Genomic DNA, 18,053 nt, shown 5'->3' with positions numbered 1-18,053 from the left:
TCAAAAATCCCGTTGTCGGTTGAGTGCGGCCTGCTTGCGCGGCGAGCTGGCTTTACCTTACAAGCGGGCCATGGCCGATACGACTTATTTTCCGCGTCGCCTGATCCTGGCCGGCGCGATTGTTTCCGGAGTGCTGCTGGCGCTGGCCGTGCACATGCTGGGCGCGCGTTACGGGCTCGATCTCGGGGGCCTGTGGCGAACCGACACAAGCGAATTCATGCCCGCGGGCGCGGCAATCGCGTGGTGGCTGATCGCGACAGTGGGCTTTTCCGGCGGCTATTCTACCGCCAACCTAATGCACAGCGCGGCCTCGGGCCAAATTCCGCAGCGGATGCGACAATTCCTGATCGCGGTCGGCGTGCTGATCCTTGCCGGCGCCGGACAGGCCGCCTCGGCGCCGAGCCCGGTCCCGACCGTGTCGGGCGTGCTCGCCGGCCTTGCGGCCTTGTGCCTCGGCGCCGTGATGGCATTCTGCGGCGCGCATTTCGCGCTGCGCAAGGCTTAGAGAAGCAAGACTTGAGAAACTAAGCGACGACCCGCGCCCGTGGCTTCGATAGCATCGTTTCCACTTCGGCAGCGGGGCGCGGCGGGCTGAACAGATAGCCTTGCGCCTGCGTGCAGCCCTCCTGGCGCAAGAGGTCGAACTGCGCGTCGGTCTCGACGCCTTCAGCCGTGGTGATGATACCCAGGCTCTTGCCGAGGCCGGTCACGGCGCGGACGATCGCCATCGAATCATCGCGCGTCGCCAGTTCGGTGATGAACGAGCGATCGATCTTGATCTTGTCGAACGGGAAGCTGCGCAGGTAACTGAGGGACGAATATCCGGTTCCGAAGTCGTCGAGCGAAATCCGGACGCCGAAGGCGCGAAGCTCGTGCAGAACCGAGAGCGTGGCCTCGCTGCTCTGCAGCAGCACCGATTCCGTGATCTCGAGCTCGAGCCGGTGCGCCGGAAGACCCGAGGCTTTCAGCGCCTCCGTCACCGTCGATACCAGATTGGGATTCTTGAACTGCACCGGCGACAGATTGACGGCGACGCCGACCTCCTGCGACCAATGGGCCGCGTCGAGGCAGGCTCGGCGCAACACCCAGTCGCCGATCGGCACGATCAGGCCGGTTTCCTCTGCCAGCGGAATGAAGTTGGCCGGAGAGATCATGCCGCGGAGCGAATGATTCCACCGCACCAGCGCTTCGAAACCGACGACGACATCTTTGGCGACGTCGCGGATCGGCTGGTAATAGACTTCGAATTCTCCGCGCTGCAGCGCGGCGCGCAAGTCGAGCTCCAGGAGCCGCCTTGCCTGCGCGCGGGCGTCCATCCCGGTCTCGAAGAAGCGGTAGGTGCCGCGGCCGTCCTCCTTGGCGCGGTAGAGCGCGAGGTCGGCCTTCTTGAGGAGCTCGTCGGGGTTCTTGCCGTCCTCCGGCGCCAGCGAAATGCCGATGCTGACCCCGATGACGAGTTGATGGCCGGCAATCTCGTAAGGCGCGGAAACCTTCTCGACCACGTGGCTGGCGAGCAAGGAAACGGCGGACGGGTCGCAATCGTTGCAGAACTGCACGATCGCGAATTCGTCCCCACCCAGCCTCGCCACCGTGTCATTCTCGGTGATGCATTCGCCGAGACGGCGGGCGACTTCTTTCAAAAGCGCATCGCCGACTGGATGGCCGAGCGAATCGTTGATGTCCTTGAAGTGGTCGAGGTCGAGACAGAGCACCGCAAGCTGATCGCTGCGTTTGGCGAGCCGCAACGCCTTCTCGAGTTGCTCGCGGAACAACGTCCGGTTCGGCAGATTGGTCAGCGCGTCATGGCGCGCCATGTGGGAAATCTGTTCCTGGGCAGCCTGCCATTCGGTGATGTCCTCGAACGTCGCGACCCATCCGCCGCCCTTCATCGGCTGGTCGACGACGCGGAGCGAACGTCCGTTGCGGCCGATCGACTTGGTCACGGTGTTGCCGGCCTTGGCATCCGCTACCACCGCAGCGAAGAATTCATCGGGATCGCCGTCCCATTCGCCGACCGATTTCAGTTCGCGCAGAACGTCGATCAGCAACCGGCCTTGCAGTGGCATGCCGGACCGGTCCATCAACTCGACGTAGCGTTGGTTGAATAGCAGGATGCGGCCGTCCGCATCGAACATGCAAAGTCCCTGCGACATGTTGTCGAGCGCGGTGTCGAGCAGGACTTTCTGTTGATGCAGCTCGCCCTTGGCGCGGCGATCGATCATGGCCGCCAGCAGCGATAGCCCGAGGATAGCGAACGCCGCCACCGCTGTCAGGAAGGAAAGCGCGGTCGGTGAAATCGACAGCCCGTCGGTCCCGAGCGTCGGGTCGGGAATCAGCGTGACGGCGCCCATCGCCGTGAAATGATGCGAAACGATGGCAACCGTCAGCAGTCCGGTGGCGCCCATGGTATAAACGGGATCATCGCGACGCACGGCAACAAGAAGTGCCATGGCGGCAAACACGCTGCCAAAAACGATCGAGGCCACAACGATGCCAGGCGACCACACAATGAACGCCGGAAGCTCGAGTGCGGCCATGCCGGTATAATGCATCGCGGCGACGCCCGCGCCAATCACGGCACCACCAATCGCAACCACCGGCCACAGTGCGCTCGACAGCGCAATGCACAGACCGACAGCGACGATGCCTATCGCGAAGACCAGCGACAACAGCGTAATGGGAATGCTGTATCCGGCTCCGGCGCCGGGATCGTAGGCCAGCATCGCGACGAAATGGGTGGCCCAGATTCCGCAGCCGCCGACCGCTGCGTCGAGGCCGATCCAGATCGCGCGCGTACGGCCGCGCGAGGCCCTGGCACGATGAAACAGACTGATGGCGACTGCGCTGGCGAGCCAGCAAATGGCACCGGCGAGCACGACCAGACGCCAGTCATGCTCGGCAGTGAGGCAAGTTAGGACGCGGTACATACAGACCCCCGAAGGCCTGTAACAGCACCCTATTGGTATATTTGGCGTAACCGCCGCGACGCAGTTGCGCGGATGGTGAACAAACGCTTTTTGGCATGCCAGGCATGCCGGCACGGAGACGCCGCGCGAGCCACTTGCCCGCGCGGCGTTTTGCCTCAATGGCGCGATGAATCAGCTTGCGGCTCGCAGGTTAACCTTGCCTTCCGCCAGCGAGGTCAGCTTCTTGTCGACCGTCTTTTCCTCATCGAGCGTCTTCTGCAGGATGCTGGCGCAATCGTTGCGGCCGAGCTGCCGTGCCCACGCGACCAGGCTGCCGTAACGGGTGATTTCGTAGTGCTCGGCAGCCTGCGCGGCGTTGATCAGGGCCGCGTCCAACACGGCCTTATCAGCGATCTCGCCCGCGACATCATCGGCTTCCTCGATGATGCCGTCGATCGCCGGGCAATCGACCGCCTTCACCTCGGCGCCGTGCATACGGAATATCTCTTCGAGGCGCTGCACATGCGTCTTGGTTTCGTCGAGATGGCTCAGGAATCCTTGCTTGAGCTGCTTGTCGGTGGCCTTTTCGGCCATTTTTGGCAGCGCTTTCACGAGCTGCTTCTCGGCATAGTAGATATCCTGCAATTGATGGACGAACAGGTCGTTCATGGTCTTGATGTCTTTGGTGAACAGTCCCATTGCGGTTCTCCTTCATTTGGGAACACGCAGGGCGCAGGCCTCGTGCTGGCCGGGCGCGCGCTTCATGTTCGGTGCTGTTAGAGGCTAACTTGCTTGCGAAAAGGACGTTCCTGAAAGCCGCGAAAACGCCGCGATGGAACGGACGGAACGGCGCGGCAAAAAGTGCCCGCGGAACGGACCTCGTTGCGACTCAAATTCGTTAACGCCGCGACATATGTATGGCGTATGACAAAGGCGGCGAACGACGCCAAAAGGCATGCTTGTCAAGGGCTGCACAACGGCCCGGTTTTGGCTTATGGGTTTCGCGCACGGTGCCTCTGACCGTCGACTGTCACCCGTCGTGACAGGCCCCATCTTTACGTACTGCCGCCCCGCCGGGAGGATGAATGCATCGGCTGCTGACCGCGCTCAGGCGTGGCTTCAAGGAGAAGGTCGGCTGGAAACGGCTGGGAATTGTCGCGAGTCTTCTCATCATAGCTCTTGCGATCACCCATCTGGTGCGCACCCTCAAGGGCGTCGACACCGGGGTCATTCTGACTGCGCTGACCGAAATCGCACCGCATCGCATCGCGCTGGCTGCGCTGTGCGTGGTGGGAGCGTTTTGCACGCTGACTTTCTATGATTTCTTTGCCTTGCGAACCATTGGCAAGACGCACGTGCCCTATCGCATCGCCGCGCTGTCGAGCTTCACGAGCTACACCATCGGCCACAATATCGGCGCCACCGTGTTTACCGGCGGCGCGATCAGGTTCCGGATCTATTCGGACTACGGTCTAACGGCGATCGATGTCGCAAAAATCTGCTTCCTCTCGGGCCTCACCTTCTGGCTCGGCAATCTGTTCGTGCTCGGCCTGGGCATGGCTTGGCATCCCGAGGCGGCGTCGGCGATGGACCTGTTGCCGCCGGCCATGAACCGCTTGATCGCGATCGGCTGCCTTGCCGGCATCGCCGCCTATTTCGTCTGGCTATTGATGGGCGAAGGCCGCCGCGAACTCGGCCAGAACGGCTGGAAGGTCGTGTTGCCCTCCGCCCGGCTGACGCTGCTGCAGATCCTCATCGGCGTCGTCGATCTCGGCTTCTGCGCGCTGGCGATGTATCTGTTGATGCCGATGGCGCCGCACATCGATTTCGTTTCGCTGGCGGTGGTATTCATCCTGGCGACGCTGCTCGGTTTTGCCAGCCATGCGCCCGGCAGCATCGGCGTGTTCGACGCGGCGATGCTGGTGGCGCTGCCAGAGTTCGGCAGGGAAGAATTGCTGGCGACGCTGGTGGTGTTCCGGATCCTCTACTTCCTGATCCCCTTCGGCATCTCGATTTCGATCATGGGGACGCGCGAAGTCTGGCTCAGCGTGGTGCAGCCCTGGCAGGAACGGCGCCGGCTCAGCGAAGCCTGTACGGCCAAGGCCAGGGTGCGGCAACCGATCAAGGGCCGGCAACCCTGAAGCTGGTAACGGCGTCGTTATCTGCGCCGTCTGGTGTTTTGGGCCGGAGCTGCCTCATTCTCTTATTTCTGCCTTACCACTAACGTCAAACGACGCCATGGCTGGAATTCTCCTACGTTCGATGATGTCGGCCGCGCTGCTTGCCGGCGTGCTGACTGGACTAGTCACGTCCGCGGCGGAAGCCCAGACCGCCGGCGGCTACGGGCCGCTGCAGATTTCCTGGGAGGTGCGTAACCGCTTCCGCCTGTTCCGCGAGGAGCGGGATTTCCTGCTGCATGCCGAAACCGGACGCGGCCGCAGCGTGCTGGCTTCGGAGCAGGTGCTGGCGATCCAGAGCGACGGCCGCGGCTGGGCGCGCAACACCGTGAACCGGCTCTGTATCGATCTTGCGGGCCGCGTCAGCGAGCCCTGCACGCGCGACAACACCAAAGAAAGCTATCTGACGCCGATCGATCATCCGGTCGTGATCCGTCTGACGGGCCCGGTGCCGGTCGGCGCGACCTGCGCCTGGACGGTCGACGACGGCGACGGCCCGCAAACTTCCACTTTCGACTGCGCCGAACCGGTCAATCTCCGCGTCCGCTATGGCCGCACCACAGTCGTGACCGCCGACATATCCAGCTCCGAGGGCAGTCAGCGCGCTTTCACCGAGATCGCGGTACGCGACATCTTCATCGCGGGTCTCGGCGACAGCATCGCGTCCGGCGAGGGAAATCCGGACCGTCCCATTGCGCTCGCTGATGAAGGTTTTTGCTTCCGCTCCTATCTCGGAACAGCGGCCTCGCAATATTACCGGCCGAGCCGCGCGGGGTATAAAGGCGGACGGGCCTGCGAGGCGCCCGATTCCCTCGCCGTATTGCAGCGGCAGAGCGCGCTCTGGTTCAACCCTGCCTGCCACCGTTCGCTGTACAGCTATCAGACCCGGACCGCACTGGCCCTTGCCATACGATATCCGCACATCGCGGTGACCTATCTGCCGCTGGCCTGCACGGGCGCCACGATTGCCGATGGGCTGTTCGGCTCGCAGCGCGCCCGCGACTGCTTGCCGTCGAAATCGGGCGGTGCGTGCCAGGGCACCGTCAACGGGCAACTAGCCGAACTGCGTGAAGCCGTGACTGCCGCGAAGCGCCGCCAGCCGGACCGCCAGCTCGACTTGGTGCTGCTGTCGATCGGCGCCAACGACATCTACTTTTCCGGCCTTGTCGCTGACGTCATCGTGGACACGACGACCGAACGCGCGCTGTTTCGGCGCAGCGGCGTGATGGCCTCGGTGGACGACGCACGCAGTGCGATGACGCGGGACCTGCCGCAGGGCTTTGCCAAGCTGCGCGAGGCGCTGAAGCCGCTTCTCGGCGGCGACCTGTCGCGGGTGGTCTACACCGCCTACGCCAATCCGACGCTGTCGAATGGCGGCGCGCCCTGCCCCGGCGGACGCGCCGGCTTCGACATTCATCCCTCGTTCAATGCCCAGCCGCAGCGGCTGGCGGCCGTGTCGAACTTCGTCGAAAGCGAATTCCTGCCGCAGTTGCGAGCGCTGGCGCTCTGTGAGGGCGGCATCCTGTGCCGCAATCCGCGCGCCGACCGCATGACCTTCGTCGACAGCCATCAAGCCAGTTTTGCCAATCACGGCTTCTGCGCACGCGCCGAAAACGACCCCGAATTCGACCGGCAATGTTTCTCGGCGACCGGCGACAGCTTCGATCCCGATCTCGTCACGGCCGCCAACCAGCCGATGCTGTGCGGCCGCAGCGCCGGCGAGTACCGCGCCTATCTGCCGCGGGCGCGCTGGATCCGAGACGCCAACGACAGCTACTTCGCGGCGATGACCTACCCGCAGGGCCTGCCGGCGTCGCAGCAGCCATCCGATATTCATGATGCGACCTGGGGCGTCTTGTCGGCGGTCTATGGCGGCGCGGTGCATCCGAGTGCCGAGGGCCACGCTGCGATGGCGGATGCCGCCGTGCCGGCTGCCGCCGCCGTGCTGCAGCTCGATGCGGCGGTGCCTGAAGTCACCTCACAACCAATGCAGCCGATACCGGTTTTGCCGGGCGTGCCACGTCCACCAGGCAGAACCGGATTGAACTAGCGCGCAGGTGCAGTAACTGGCGCCGGCGCCATTGTCTTCTTGGGCGCTGCCGGGGCCTTTGCCGAACCTGCGGGTTGCTTCGTGACCGCGGCATGCGCCGGCAGATATTTTGCGATGACAGCAGGATCGACCTGCGCCAGCGCCGTATCAGGCAGCCGGGTCCATACTTCATCCTTGCCGAACAGCGAAATGCCGAGATAGCCGCGCATCGTCAGCGTCTGCCCATCGGGACTGAGCGTCATCTTCGCCTTGTAGATCTTGCCATCGCGCGGATCGAGCACGTTGCCATTCTCGTACTTCAATCCCTCGCGCTTCATGTCGCGGATGAAGGAGAGCCCGAGCCACGGCGCATCCTTTCGATCGTCAGTGCATTTCGAGCAGGTCGGATTGGGAGCATCGCCGGGTTCGGAAAAGAGCTTGGCGAACGCGCCTTCGAAGGTGCCGTTGCGATCGACGACGAGAAACCATCCGACCGGCTTGCCCTTCTCGACCTTCTCCCACAGCCCGGCGGCAGAAGGTTCCGCCGGCTGCGCGGCGAGTTCACCGGCGAACGCGAGCCCGATCAGAAGCGGGAGTATCAGTTGAAATCCGGCCAGCTTGCGCATCGTCATCACCTGATCAATTCGCTAGAGGAATGGCCGCAGACTAAGGCCATTTCGCGGACGGTTCCAGCGACGATCGCCGCGCGCCCCGACAAAGCTCCGCGAGCCCAACTGTCATTTTTTGGGAATCAGCTGACCCCGAGTTTCTTCTGCAGGCTCGACGACGAGGTGGTGTACTGGAACACCAGCCGCTTGTCCGGATAGACGTAGCGGTGCGCCTTCTGCGCCATCAGCGCGCCCTCATGAAATCCGCACAGAATCAACTTGAGCTTGCCGGGATAGGTGTTGATGTCGCCGATCGCGAAGATGCCGGGAACATTGGTTTCGAACGCCGCGGTGTCGACCGGCACCAGATTGTTCTCGAGCGCGACGCCCCAGTTCGCAACCGGACCGAGCTTCATCGTCAGCCCGAAGAACGGCAGCATCGTATCGCACTCGATCCTTGAGACCGCGTTGTCGTTGCCCTTCATCATCGCCGCGGACAGCTTGCCGCCCTCGCCTTCGAGCGACGTCACCTGACCGATCTTCAGATCCATCTTGCCGCTCGTGACCAGTGCACGCATCTGCTCGACGCTGTGCGGCGCGGCGCGGAAATCGTCGCGCCGGTGCAGCAGCGTCACGCGCTTGGCGATCGGATGCAGATTGAGCGTCCAGTCGAGCGCGGAATCGCCGCCGCCGACGATCAGGATGCTCTTGTCGCGGAACTGCTCCATCTTGCGCACGGCATAGAATACCGAAGTGCCCTCATACGCCTCGATGCCCGGCACCGGAGGACGCTTCGGCTGGAACGAACCGCCGCCCGCGGAAATCACCACCACCTTGCACTCGAACACCTTGCCGGCATCGGTGGTCACGCGGAACAGCCGATCGCCGATCTTCTCGATCGTCTCCACCATCTCGTTGAGATGGAAGGTCGGACCGAACGGTTTGATCTGCTCCAGCAGTGCGTCGGTGAGGCCCTGCCCGGTGACGAAGGGAATGCCGGGAATGTCGTAGATCGGTTTCTCCGGGTAGAGTTCGGCACACTGGCCGCCGATCTTGTCGAGGATGTCGACCAGATGCGCCTTCATGTCCAACAGGCCCAATTCGAAGACGGCGAACAGGCCGCACGGACCTGCGCCAATAATCAGCACATCGGTTTTGATCGCTTCGCTCATATCAGCTTCTTTTCGGTTGAACCTGGCGAAATGCCGCATCTGTCTAGCCAAGGCAGCGGCAACAGGAAAGCCAAATATCGTGCTCCTGGCCGCGGCAACCCCTTGCCGTCACTCGACAAGTGGGCTGTAAGGAAACGAGACTTTCGGAGATGGCCCCGTGAATGCCCACTTGCGTCCCGACGCGACCCCGCGTCTGGAGGATTTTCCGTACCGATTGTCGGACAATGTGAGATTTGCCGACCTCGACCCCAACCAGCACGTCAACAACGCAGTCTACGCGACCTATTTCGAAACCGGCCGCGTCACGCTGATGAAGGACCGCAGCTACGGGCTGATGCCGGACGGCGTCACCTGGATCATGGTCCGGCTCGACATGTATTTCCGCGCTGAATTGCGCTGGCCTGGCACGATCGAAATGGGACTGGGCGTCGTCAAGTTCGGCCGAACTTCGGTCACCTTCGATCAGGTGGTTTTCTCCGAAGGCAAATGCGTTGCATCGGCGCAATCGGTTTCGGTGCTGCTTGACGAAGCTACGCGCAAGCCAACGCCATTGACGCCGGAGATCCTGGCCAATTTTGAGCGCTGGATTCGCCGCGGAGCAAGACCGGCATGATGCGCGCGGTGACGTCTTCCAGAGTTCAGGCCTGCCGTTCCGGCGTCGACACCACGAGGCCGTCGAGGTCGTCGCTCACCTTGATCTGACACGACAGGCGCGAGTTCGGCCGCACGTCGAAGCCGAAATCCAGCATGTCTTCTTCCATCGGAGTCGGCGCGCCGACCTTCTCGCGCCAGGCCTCGTCGACATAGACGTGACAAGTTGCGCAGGCGCAGGCTCCGCCGCATTCGGCTTCAATGCCTGGAATGGCGTTGCGGATCGCGGCTTCCATCACGGTCGCGCCGTTCTCGACTTCAATGGTTCGTTTTTCGCCCGTGTGGTCGATAAAGTGGATTTTGGCCATGATCGCTCGTGCTGCCGGATAGGTAAGGAGTCCCGGCAGTCCTATAACGGGTCGATCCGCGCAGCGCCAGCGGTCGGGAAGAAAACCTGAGGCAGCATTTTACCGGGATTTTGGCCGATCCGGACCGCTTTCCGATCAGGAACGATGCAGAACCGCTTCGATCGCTGCCCGCGCCTGCGCAACGGCCTCGTCCAGTTCGGCGAGCGGCGCTGATGCATTGGAGCCACCAGCGATTGCCGCCTCCAGCCGGGCTGCAGCGTCGGCGACCGCAAAAGCGCCGATCGCACGGGCCGAGCCCTTGAGCGTGTGCGCCAGCGTCCCGGCATCCGCAGGCATGGCGGCGAGCCTGTGCACCAGTCTTGCCGATTGGGCCGAGAACATCGTCAATACCTCCCGCTCGAGGCCAGCATCGCTGAGCGTCATGCGGTCGAGATGTTCGAAATCAATCGGCCCGTCGCCGGGAACCAGCGGTGGCGATGGCATCCATTCTACCCGTTCGAGATGAAGCGGCATGGCAAGGTCCGGATCGCCCTGCCGCGTGATTCCCGGAGGGCATTTTGGTCAGCCAATCACGACAGCAGTTAACGGAACGTTCTCGGAATGCGCCGCAACTTTGCCTTGCTTTTGTCGACAATCCGCCTTGATTCCAGATTCGGTTCCAAAAAATTGTGTATCCTTAGGGCCTTAAGGAACAAAGCTGTTAACGATGATTAAGAATGTCTTAATCACGGCCATTTCATTCGTATCGCTCAACCAATAGGATGTTCGCGGATGAGCGGACAAGCTGCCGGCGGGCATGCTTGCGGTCCGCGGGGGATTATGAATCCGGCTTCGAGCTTGCGGGGGCATTTTTGCCAGAGCGGCCGGATGCGTAAGTTTAAGAGGGCTCGGACTGCACATGGCGAACAATCCCAAGAAGGTCAAAGATCCCACTGAAGTCGCGCTCTCCGCCATTCAGGAAGCGCTCAACATCAGCGATACGACCGTCGACCCCAGCCGAAATTCGATCGGCGGCGAACTCACGCAGCCGATCATGCCCACCGCCGCGCCGCCCTATTCAGAAACGCAGTTCGACACGCGTGCAGGCGCCGAGCGGCCGGCGTTTGATTCGATCGAAGAGCCGCGCGGCCCCCGCCGCGCCGCCAACGACGATCGCGAAACCATCGGACAGATTCTGCAGGCGATCCAGAAGAACCATCCTGCCCGCAGCGTCTACACGCTTGCCACCGTGTTTGGCGGCGTCTGGGTGCTCGGTTGCGCCCTGCTAACCGCCAGCTTCCTGCCCTCGCTGCAGGCGGCGATTGGACAGAGCGGCGGCGTGCTGGTGCTCGCCGGGCTTGCGGCGTTGTTCTTTGCGCCGGTTCTCTTGTTCTACTTCCTCGCCAGCCTTGCCTGGCGCGGCCAGGAAATGCGGATGATCGCGCAGTCGATGGCGCAGGTCGCGATCCGCTTCTCCGAGCCCGAGGGGGCCGCCGCCGATTCGATGGTGACTGTCGGTCAGGCAATCCGCCGCGAAGTCGCCGCGATGGGCGACGGCGTCGAGCGCGCGATCGCGCGCGCCGGCGAGCTGGAAACGCTGGTCGCCAATGAAGTCGCAGCGCTGGAGCGCGCCTATAGCGACAACGAAGTTCGCATTCGCGCGCTGCTGCAAGACATTGCCCATCAGCGCGACAATCTGGTCGGCCAGGCCGAGCAGGTTCGCAGCGCCATCTCCGGCGTCCAGATAGACTTGCGCCACGACATCGCGCTCATCTCGGACGCGATCGCCTCACGCGTCGACGAGGTCGCAAAAAGCATCACCGGCGCACTGGAAGAGCGCGGCCAACACATCACGAGCGCCTTGAGCCATGCCGGCGACAACATGATCCTCGCGCTCGGCGAGCGCGGCGGCGACCTGCTCGATCGTCTGGAAGAAGCCAGCGCCGAGACCACGCGTGCCGTGCTCGACGCTTCCGAGCGGCTGACCACCAGCCTCAACTTCAAGACCGGGCACGTCCATGACGAGTTCGTCGATCTGGCCGATCGCGTCCACGAGATGCTGAACGAGCGCCTCGATCGCATCACCAGCGAATTTGAGCAGCGCTCCTCGACCATCGTCGACGGCATCTCGGATCGCACCGAGCAGGTCCACGACTCCCTGAAGAATTCGTCCGACTCGCTCTTGCTCGAACTCGAGTTGCGCTCAGGTGATCTCGTCAGCAAGATCGACGACGCCGGCAACCGCCTCGCGAGCCGCATTCTCACCTCCGGCGACAAGGCCAGTGACGCGCTGGACGTGACCGTGAACACGCTGGTTGCCAAGGTGATCAGCCAGACCGAGAACGCGCACGACAGCCTCGCCCTGCAGATGAACGCTTTCGACGAGCTGGTGAAGAACCAGGGCTCGGAACTTTCGGAAAAGTTCGCCCGCGACAGCGGCACGCTGGGCGCGCTGATTACGCGGCACATCTCCGAATTCGACCGCACCGTCAAAACCTTTGGCGGCGAGATCGTTGAGCGCATGGGCCAGCGGACCCAGGAGATATCAGACAACCTGAAGAATTACGTCGACACTTTCGACACCCGCCTGGTCTCGAACAGCGGCGAGATCACCGCTTCGCTCGATCAGCGGCTGCTGCAGTTCGAAACCCAGCTCGGCACCCGGGTCAACAGTCTCGACGCGTCGCTCGACAACAAGATCAAGTCGTTCGACGAGACCATCGACGGTCGCCTGAAATCGCTGGAAACCACTTTCGACACCCGCGCCAAATCCGTCACCGAAACCATCGACGGCCGCCTCGGCACGCTGGCAACCTCGTTGACCGATGGCGCGGCGCAGGCGATCCAATCGATCGACCAGCGGCTCACCCTGCTCACCTCCTCGCTGACCGAGGGCACTGCGCAGGCGATTGCCGCGGTCGACCATCGCATTGCCAACGTCACCGAGACCATCGACGGTCGCAGCGCCCATTTGACCGACATCATCCAGGCGCGATTCCAGGAAATTCATCAGGGCATCGAAACCCGCGTCGGCGACATTGCCAACGGCGTCGAGACCAGGGTCGGCGGCATCGCCAGCGACATCGACACCCGCGTCGCGCAATTTGAGGATCTGCTCGGTTCGCGCATCGAGGCTGTGGCCGGCCGGATCGAAAGCAGCGGCCGCCAGGCCAGCGAAGATCTGATGTCGCGCGCTGAAATGCTGTCCTCCGGCATCAAGTCGCATGTCGAGGACGCCGAACGTTCTCTGACCAACCTCGTGGTCAATACCTCCGAGACCATCCAAACCGGTGCACGCAGCGCGCAGCAGGCGCTGCTGACGGTTTCCTCCGATGTCGGCGCGCAGCTCAAGCTGACCTCGGCCGAGGTCGAGGCCGCCCTCACCGCGGTCGGCACCGGCGCGGCCAATTCGATCCTGACCAGCGCCAAAGATGCCCAGACCACGCTGGTGTCCGCGTCCTCCGAGGCTGCCGCCCAAATCAAATCTCTCGCCGCCGACGTCGAGCGCACCCTCTCGGCCGCAGGCGACGCCACGGCCGCATCGGTTCTCGCCGGCGCGCGCGAGGCGCAGACCACGCTGGTGACCGCGTCCGCCGACGCCGCAAGCCACGTCAAGTCGCTCGCCATCGATGTCGAGCGCTCGCTGTCGGTCGCCGGGACGGCAACCGCCGAAGCCGTTACCGCAGGTGCCCGTGAAGCACAGAGCACGTTGGTCGCCGCCTCCACCGAGGCCGCCAATCAGGTCAAGTCGCTTGCAGCCGACGTCGAGCGTTCGCTGTCGGTCGCCGGCACGGCAACCGCCGAGGCCGTCACCGCGGGAGCCCGCGAGGCGCAGAGCACGCTCGTTGCCGCCTCCAACGAGGCCGCCAATCAGGTCAAGTCGCTTGCGGCCGACGTACAGCGTTCGCTCTCGATCGCCGGGACGGCGACCGCCGAGGCGATCACGGCAGGCGCCCGCGCGGCTCAGAATACCCTGATGAATGCGTCCGCCGATGCATCGACCCAGGTCAAGGCGCTCGCCGCCGACATGGAGCGTTCGCTCTCGATGGCCGGCAATGCCACCGCTGAATCGATCACGTCGGGCGCACGCGAAGCCCAGAACGCGTTGATCACGGCATCGACGGAAGCCGCCAACCACGTCAAGTCGCTGGCGATCGACGTCGAACGCACGCTGACTTCCGTCGGCACCGACACTGCGGCCTCCATCCTCGGCACCGCGCGCGAGGCCCAGAACTCGTTCTCTGCGACCTCTGCCGAGGCAGCTAACCAGATCAAGGCGATCGCCGCCGACATGGAGCGTTCGCTCGGCGTCGTCACCGCCAGCACGACCGATACCATCCAGACCACCGCGCAGAACGCGCAGAGCGTGCTGGTCGCCGCAACGAACGAGGTCAGCTCCAAGGTCAAATCGACCTCGGCCGATATCGAACGTTCGGTACTAGCCGCGAGCAGCAATTTCGGCTCGACGATGACCGGCAAGACCGACGAAATCGTCACCTATGTCCAGCAGCAGACCGACCGTCTGGCGCAGATCGTCGACAGCCGCCGCGGTTCGTTGGTCGAGGCGCTCAGCGCCAGGACCACGCAACTGACGACAGACATCGACCGTGTCACCGGCGACGCCCTGAAATCGATCGAAACACGCGGTCAGGCGTTCTCGCAATCGATGTCGACCCACGGTTCGGAAGTCGCGCGAACGATTACCACCGCAGGCGATCTCGCCACCGGCGCGGTAGCCAAGTCGCTGAAGGACCTCGAACAGGCGTCGCGCTCGGCCATCGACCAGTCGCGCCAGGTATCGATCGCCGCCGTCACCGAAATGCAGGAGACCAGCAAGATCCTGCGCACCGACACGGTGGCGCTGTTCGAGCGGCTGCGTGAAGGCAACATCCTGCTGCAGGAAGTGCTCACCGGCGCCCACGACAATCTCAACTCGCTGGAACGCGCGCTGGTGACCCGCGTGGCCGACTTCGTATCCGCGATGAACGATGTCACCGCGCGCAACGGCGTCGCGACCCAAACGCTGGAAGACCAGTTGACCGTGTTCAACTCCAAGACGACGAAGGCGCTGGAGGATCTCGGCGCGCTGTCGAGCGAGTTCGAGAAACACGGCAAGGAGCTGGTCGAAGCAGCCGGCGTGGTCGAACAGGCCAACCGCTCCACCTCGACGTCGGTCGCTGACCGCAAGTCGCAGCTCGAATCGCTGGTGACCACCATCGACCTGCGGACAACCGACCTCGACCAGCGGCTGTCGCGCTTCACCGGCCTGCTCGACGAATCGCTTGCGGCGGCGGAAGAACGCGCGCGCGATATCGCGCGTGTCGTGGCGGAAACCGCCGGCGCAGGATCGGCCGCGATTAGCCGCCAGTTCGAAGCCGTGCGCGCTGCGGCCGAAAACGAGCGGCAGCAGACCCTCGACGCCATGAATGATCTGTACCAGCAGAGCACGCACGAAACCGATGCGATGTTCAAGCAGTCGACCGAGAAGTTCGCTGCGATGGTACAGTCCATGAAGCAGATGGCCGCCGAAATGCATCAGGAGCTCGAGGCGACGCGCAACGAGCTGCGCCGCGGCGTGCTCGAGATGCCGCAGGAAGCGGCCGACAACACCGCGCAGATGCGCAAGGTGATCGTCGACCAGATCGAGGCGCTTGCGGAGCTCAACCGTATTGTCGCGCATCATGGCCGCGGTCTCGACGTCGTGACTTCCGGCCGCGCCAGCGTGCAACGCCAGGAAGAGCCCGTGATGGCAGCGGCCGCCGGCGGCCGCAACGAAGTGCGGATGCGCGACGCCGGCAGCGCATCGACGCTACCGCCGCCGGATCTCGGCATGCCCGCCCCGCGCCGCGCCGAAGCCCCGCCGGTCAGTCCGGTGAGCCAGGATGCCGGACGCGGCGATGGATGGCTGTCCGACCTGCTCCACCGCACCGACGCAGGTACAGGACGTGAGGCTCCCCGTGGCCGCCCGCCGCAAACCCCGGTCAATCCGCTGGAGTCGCTGTCGCTCGACATCGGCCGGCTGATGGATCGCAACCTCGCCGCCGAAATGTGGGATCGCTACCAGCGCGGCGAGAGCAAGGCGTTCAGCAAGCGCCTCTACACGCCGGCCGGCCAGAAGGCGTTCGATGAAGTCGCCCGCAAATATCGCGCCGACCGCAGCTTCAAGCAGACGGTCGATCGCTATATCGCCGAGTTCGAACGGCTCTTGGACGAAGTTGCACGCGAGGATCGCGGGCCGCAGGCGCTGCGCGGCCACCTCACCTCGGAGACCGGGCTGGTCTACACCCTGCTCGCTCACGCAGCGGGACGGCTGGGGTAAGGCTCAGACCATTCTAGAACGCGAAACGGAGGCAGTGATGCCTCCGTTTTTCTTTTCAGCACGGATGAAGGGTACGACCGACGGCCTCGCAAGCTTGCAGTGCGACCGACCGATCGACACCCTCGCTACTCCCCACCTTGCAGCACGTCTCGGCTCTGGATATATATCTGGAAATATCTAAATGGAGTGCCGCTTTGGCCAATACCGCACAGAAGAGAGCCATACGGAACTATCGGACCCGGCTGGTCAAGCGCGGCATGGCGCGATTTGAGGTTCTCGGCCTCGACGCCGACCGCGACCTGATCAGATCCCTGGCCAGACGCCTGGCGGAGAACGATTCCGACGCCGCACGGATTCGGGCGGCTGTAACCCAGACCGTGGCAGGCGAACCTCCAAGGAAAGGTGGCATCCTCGCCGCATTGCGCCGCTCGCCGCTGGTCGGGGCCGACCTCAATCTCGCCCGTACGCGCGAAACCGGCCGCAAGGTCGTCTTGTGACGCGCTATTTGCTCGACACCAACATCATCAGCAATGTCACGCGACCAAATCCGTCCGCATCGCTTCTCACATGGATGTCGGAGCAGGTTGATACCGATCTATTCACCTCCGCGCTCACCGTTGCAGAAATCCGACGTGGGCTGCTGCAAAAGCCCTCCGGAAAGAAGCGCGCCCTGCTGGAAGCCTGGTTCGCGGGCCCTGAAGGTCCGCTAGCGTTGTTTGCCGGCCGCGTGCTCGCCTTCGATGAGAAAGCAGGCCTGATCTGGGCGCGGCTGATGGCCGATGGCACGGCCAAAGGGCGGCCACGCAGCGCGCTTGACATGATCGTAGCCGCGATAGCTGAGGCCAACGGCTGCGTCGTCGTGACCGACAATGAAAAGGATTTTGCCGGATTGAAGTACATCAATCCGCTTCGGGCCCTGAGAACACGATAAACAGCGCGGTCGCACCCGATCGCTGCTTGAGCCTCGATAAGCAGACTAGTGGCCTACTGCCGCTTCTGCCCGCTCGGTGGCCTCGCCGGTGGCGCCGGTGTCGGCGGCGGCGCCGCCGCCTGGCTGTTGCTGCTGCTCCCGCCGCCGAAGATCACGCGGGTCGGGTTGCGATCGAAATTGTTCACGGCGCGGCTGATGTCGGAAAGGGTGCGGCGGCCATCGGCCATCAGCGCGCCCGACCGCTTGTCGAAATCCTCGGCCAATTCGCGGATCGACTTGACCATGAGATTCAGTTCGCCGCCGGCGGCGCCGCCTGCGATGGTGTTGAGCCCGAGCATGAGACTGTCGGCTTTGCCCATGACGCCATCGACCCTGAGCATGACGTTGTCGATCTTCTCGGAGTTGCGCGCGAGCGCTGCCGTAAAGGTCTCGAGGTTTCGCAGCGAGTTCTTCACCGATTCCTGATTATCGGCGACAAGCCGGTTGACGTTCTGCAGCGTGGCGCGGATCGACTCCGTGACATCCTGCAGCGCGCTTGGGTCGGCGGTCAGCATCGGCACTCCATCCTCATCGAGCGGCACAGCAGGAGCGGTCTCCTCGCCGCCCTTCAGCGAGATCGCCGCGACGCCGGTTAGCCCCTGGAATTCGAGACCGACGAGCGTGTCTTTCCGAATCGGCGCGTTGTTCTCGACCATCGCCAGTGCGACTACGCGCCGCGGATTGTCGAGTTTGACCGAGACAACCTCCCCTATCCTAATACCGTTAAAGTTGACGCTGCCGCCGTTGCGCAACCCGGACGCCGGGCCTTCGAACACGATGCGGATCGGGCTGCGCTGCTTGGTGGTGTGCAGGCTCTGAAACCACAGCACGAAGCCGAATGCGGCGGCGATCACCGCCAGCGTGAAGGCCCCGATCAGGACGTAATTCGCCCGCGTTTCCATAATTCAAGGTACTCCGAAATCAGATCTATCCA

The 18,053-nt window shown here is 63.5% G+C and carries 14 protein-coding genes; 7 read left to right on the top strand and 7 right to left on the bottom strand.

All coding sequences use genetic code 11. From position 1 onward, the window contains the following. Positions 1-70: 70 nt before the first annotated feature. Entirely contained in the window at positions 71-505 is a 435-nt protein-coding gene (locus tag V1278_RS16215; RefSeq protein ID WP_334363762.1) for a hypothetical protein, read from the top strand. Positions 506-524: 19 nt separating this feature from the next. On the opposite strand, the gene V1278_RS16210 is transcribed toward V1278_RS16215, so the two are convergent. Both V1278_RS16210 and V1278_RS16205 read right to left on the bottom strand, forming a co-directional pair. Further along, the gene (locus tag V1278_RS16210; RefSeq protein WP_334363764.1) at positions 525-2,927 is read right to left on the bottom strand and encodes an EAL domain-containing protein; all 2,403 of its coding nucleotides are present in this window, start codon (positions 2,925-2,927) and stop codon (positions 525-527) included. Positions 2,928-3,098: 171 nt separating this feature from the next. Further along, positions 3,099-3,605 carry a YciE/YciF ferroxidase family protein gene (locus V1278_RS16205; RefSeq protein WP_334363765.1) on the bottom strand — a complete coding sequence of 169 codons (507 nt, stop codon included), beginning with the start codon at positions 3,603-3,605 and terminating at the stop codon, positions 3,099-3,101. Positions 3,606-3,991: 386 nt separating this feature from the next. Between V1278_RS16205 and V1278_RS16200 the strand changes: the two genes are divergently transcribed. After that, the gene (locus tag V1278_RS16200) at positions 3,992-5,047 is read left to right on the top strand and encodes a lysylphosphatidylglycerol synthase transmembrane domain-containing protein (RefSeq protein ID WP_334381518.1); all 1,056 of its coding nucleotides are present in this window, start codon (positions 3,992-3,994) and stop codon (positions 5,045-5,047) included. Between the two features lie 97 nt (positions 5,048-5,144). Next, a complete protein-coding gene (locus V1278_RS16195) occupies positions 5,145-7,133 on the top strand; it encodes a hypothetical protein (protein WP_334381517.1) in 1,989 nt (662 codons plus the stop codon). Here the strand turns inward: V1278_RS16195 and V1278_RS16190 are convergent. After that, positions 7,130-7,738, bottom strand: coding sequence for a DUF2147 domain-containing protein (locus tag V1278_RS16190; protein WP_334381515.1), 609 nt, complete (start codon positions 7,736-7,738; stop codon positions 7,130-7,132). The two genes, V1278_RS16195 and V1278_RS16190, sit on opposite strands and share 4 nt — an antisense overlap. A 125-nt stretch (positions 7,739-7,863) precedes the next feature. Then, positions 7,864-8,892, bottom strand: a complete 1,029-nt coding sequence (locus V1278_RS16185) for an NAD(P)/FAD-dependent oxidoreductase (protein ID WP_334381514.1) — start codon at positions 8,890-8,892, stop codon at positions 7,864-7,866. A gap of 157 nt (positions 8,893-9,049) precedes the next feature. Between V1278_RS16185 and V1278_RS16180 the strand changes: the two genes are divergently transcribed. Next, the gene (locus tag V1278_RS16180) at positions 9,050-9,505 is read left to right on the top strand and encodes an acyl-CoA thioesterase (RefSeq protein ID WP_334381513.1); all 456 of its coding nucleotides are present in this window, start codon (positions 9,050-9,052) and stop codon (positions 9,503-9,505) included. A 25-nt stretch (positions 9,506-9,530) separates the two neighbouring features. Here V1278_RS16180 and V1278_RS16175 read toward each other — a convergent pair whose 3' ends face one another. Both V1278_RS16175 and V1278_RS16170 read right to left on the bottom strand, forming a co-directional pair. Next, positions 9,531-9,851, bottom strand: coding sequence for a 2Fe-2S iron-sulfur cluster-binding protein (locus V1278_RS16175; RefSeq protein WP_028348595.1), 321 nt, complete (start codon positions 9,849-9,851; stop codon positions 9,531-9,533). Positions 9,852-9,986: 135 nt separating this feature from the next. Continuing rightward, positions 9,987-10,364 carry an Hpt domain-containing protein gene (locus V1278_RS16170; RefSeq protein WP_334363771.1) on the bottom strand — a complete coding sequence of 126 codons (378 nt, stop codon included), beginning with the start codon at positions 10,362-10,364 and terminating at the stop codon, positions 9,987-9,989. Between the two features lie 385 nt (positions 10,365-10,749). Between V1278_RS16170 and V1278_RS16165 the strand changes: the two genes are divergently transcribed. The 3 genes from V1278_RS16165 (at position 10,750) to V1278_RS16155 (ending at position 17,080) form a co-directional block, all read left to right on the top strand. Beyond that, the gene (locus V1278_RS16165) at positions 10,750-16,149 is read left to right on the top strand and encodes a hypothetical protein (RefSeq protein ID WP_334381512.1); all 5,400 of its coding nucleotides are present in this window, start codon (positions 10,750-10,752) and stop codon (positions 16,147-16,149) included. A gap of 257 nt (positions 16,150-16,406) precedes the next feature. Then, on the top strand, positions 16,407-16,646 hold the full coding sequence (locus V1278_RS16160; RefSeq protein ID WP_334384191.1) for a hypothetical protein: 240 nt from the start codon (positions 16,407-16,409) through the stop codon (positions 16,644-16,646). Then, entirely contained in the window at positions 16,643-17,080 is a 438-nt protein-coding gene (locus V1278_RS16155) for a PIN domain-containing protein (protein WP_334381511.1), read from the top strand. The genes V1278_RS16160 and V1278_RS16155 overlap by 4 nt, the downstream gene beginning before the upstream one ends. Positions 17,081-17,133: 53 nt before the next feature. Here the strand turns inward: V1278_RS16155 and V1278_RS16150 are convergent, their stop codons facing one another. Continuing rightward, entirely contained in the window at positions 17,134-18,021 is an 888-nt protein-coding gene (locus tag V1278_RS16150; protein ID WP_334381509.1) for an MlaD family protein, read from the bottom strand. Between the last annotated feature and the right edge of the window lie 32 nt (positions 18,022-18,053).

Source organism: Bradyrhizobium sp. AZCC 1577, from assembly GCF_036924575.1.
Classification (GTDB): Bacteria; Pseudomonadota; Alphaproteobacteria; order Rhizobiales; family Xanthobacteraceae; genus Bradyrhizobium.
Note: the sequence above shows the minus strand (reverse complement) of the source record. Positions and strands in the feature narration are given on the sequence as shown.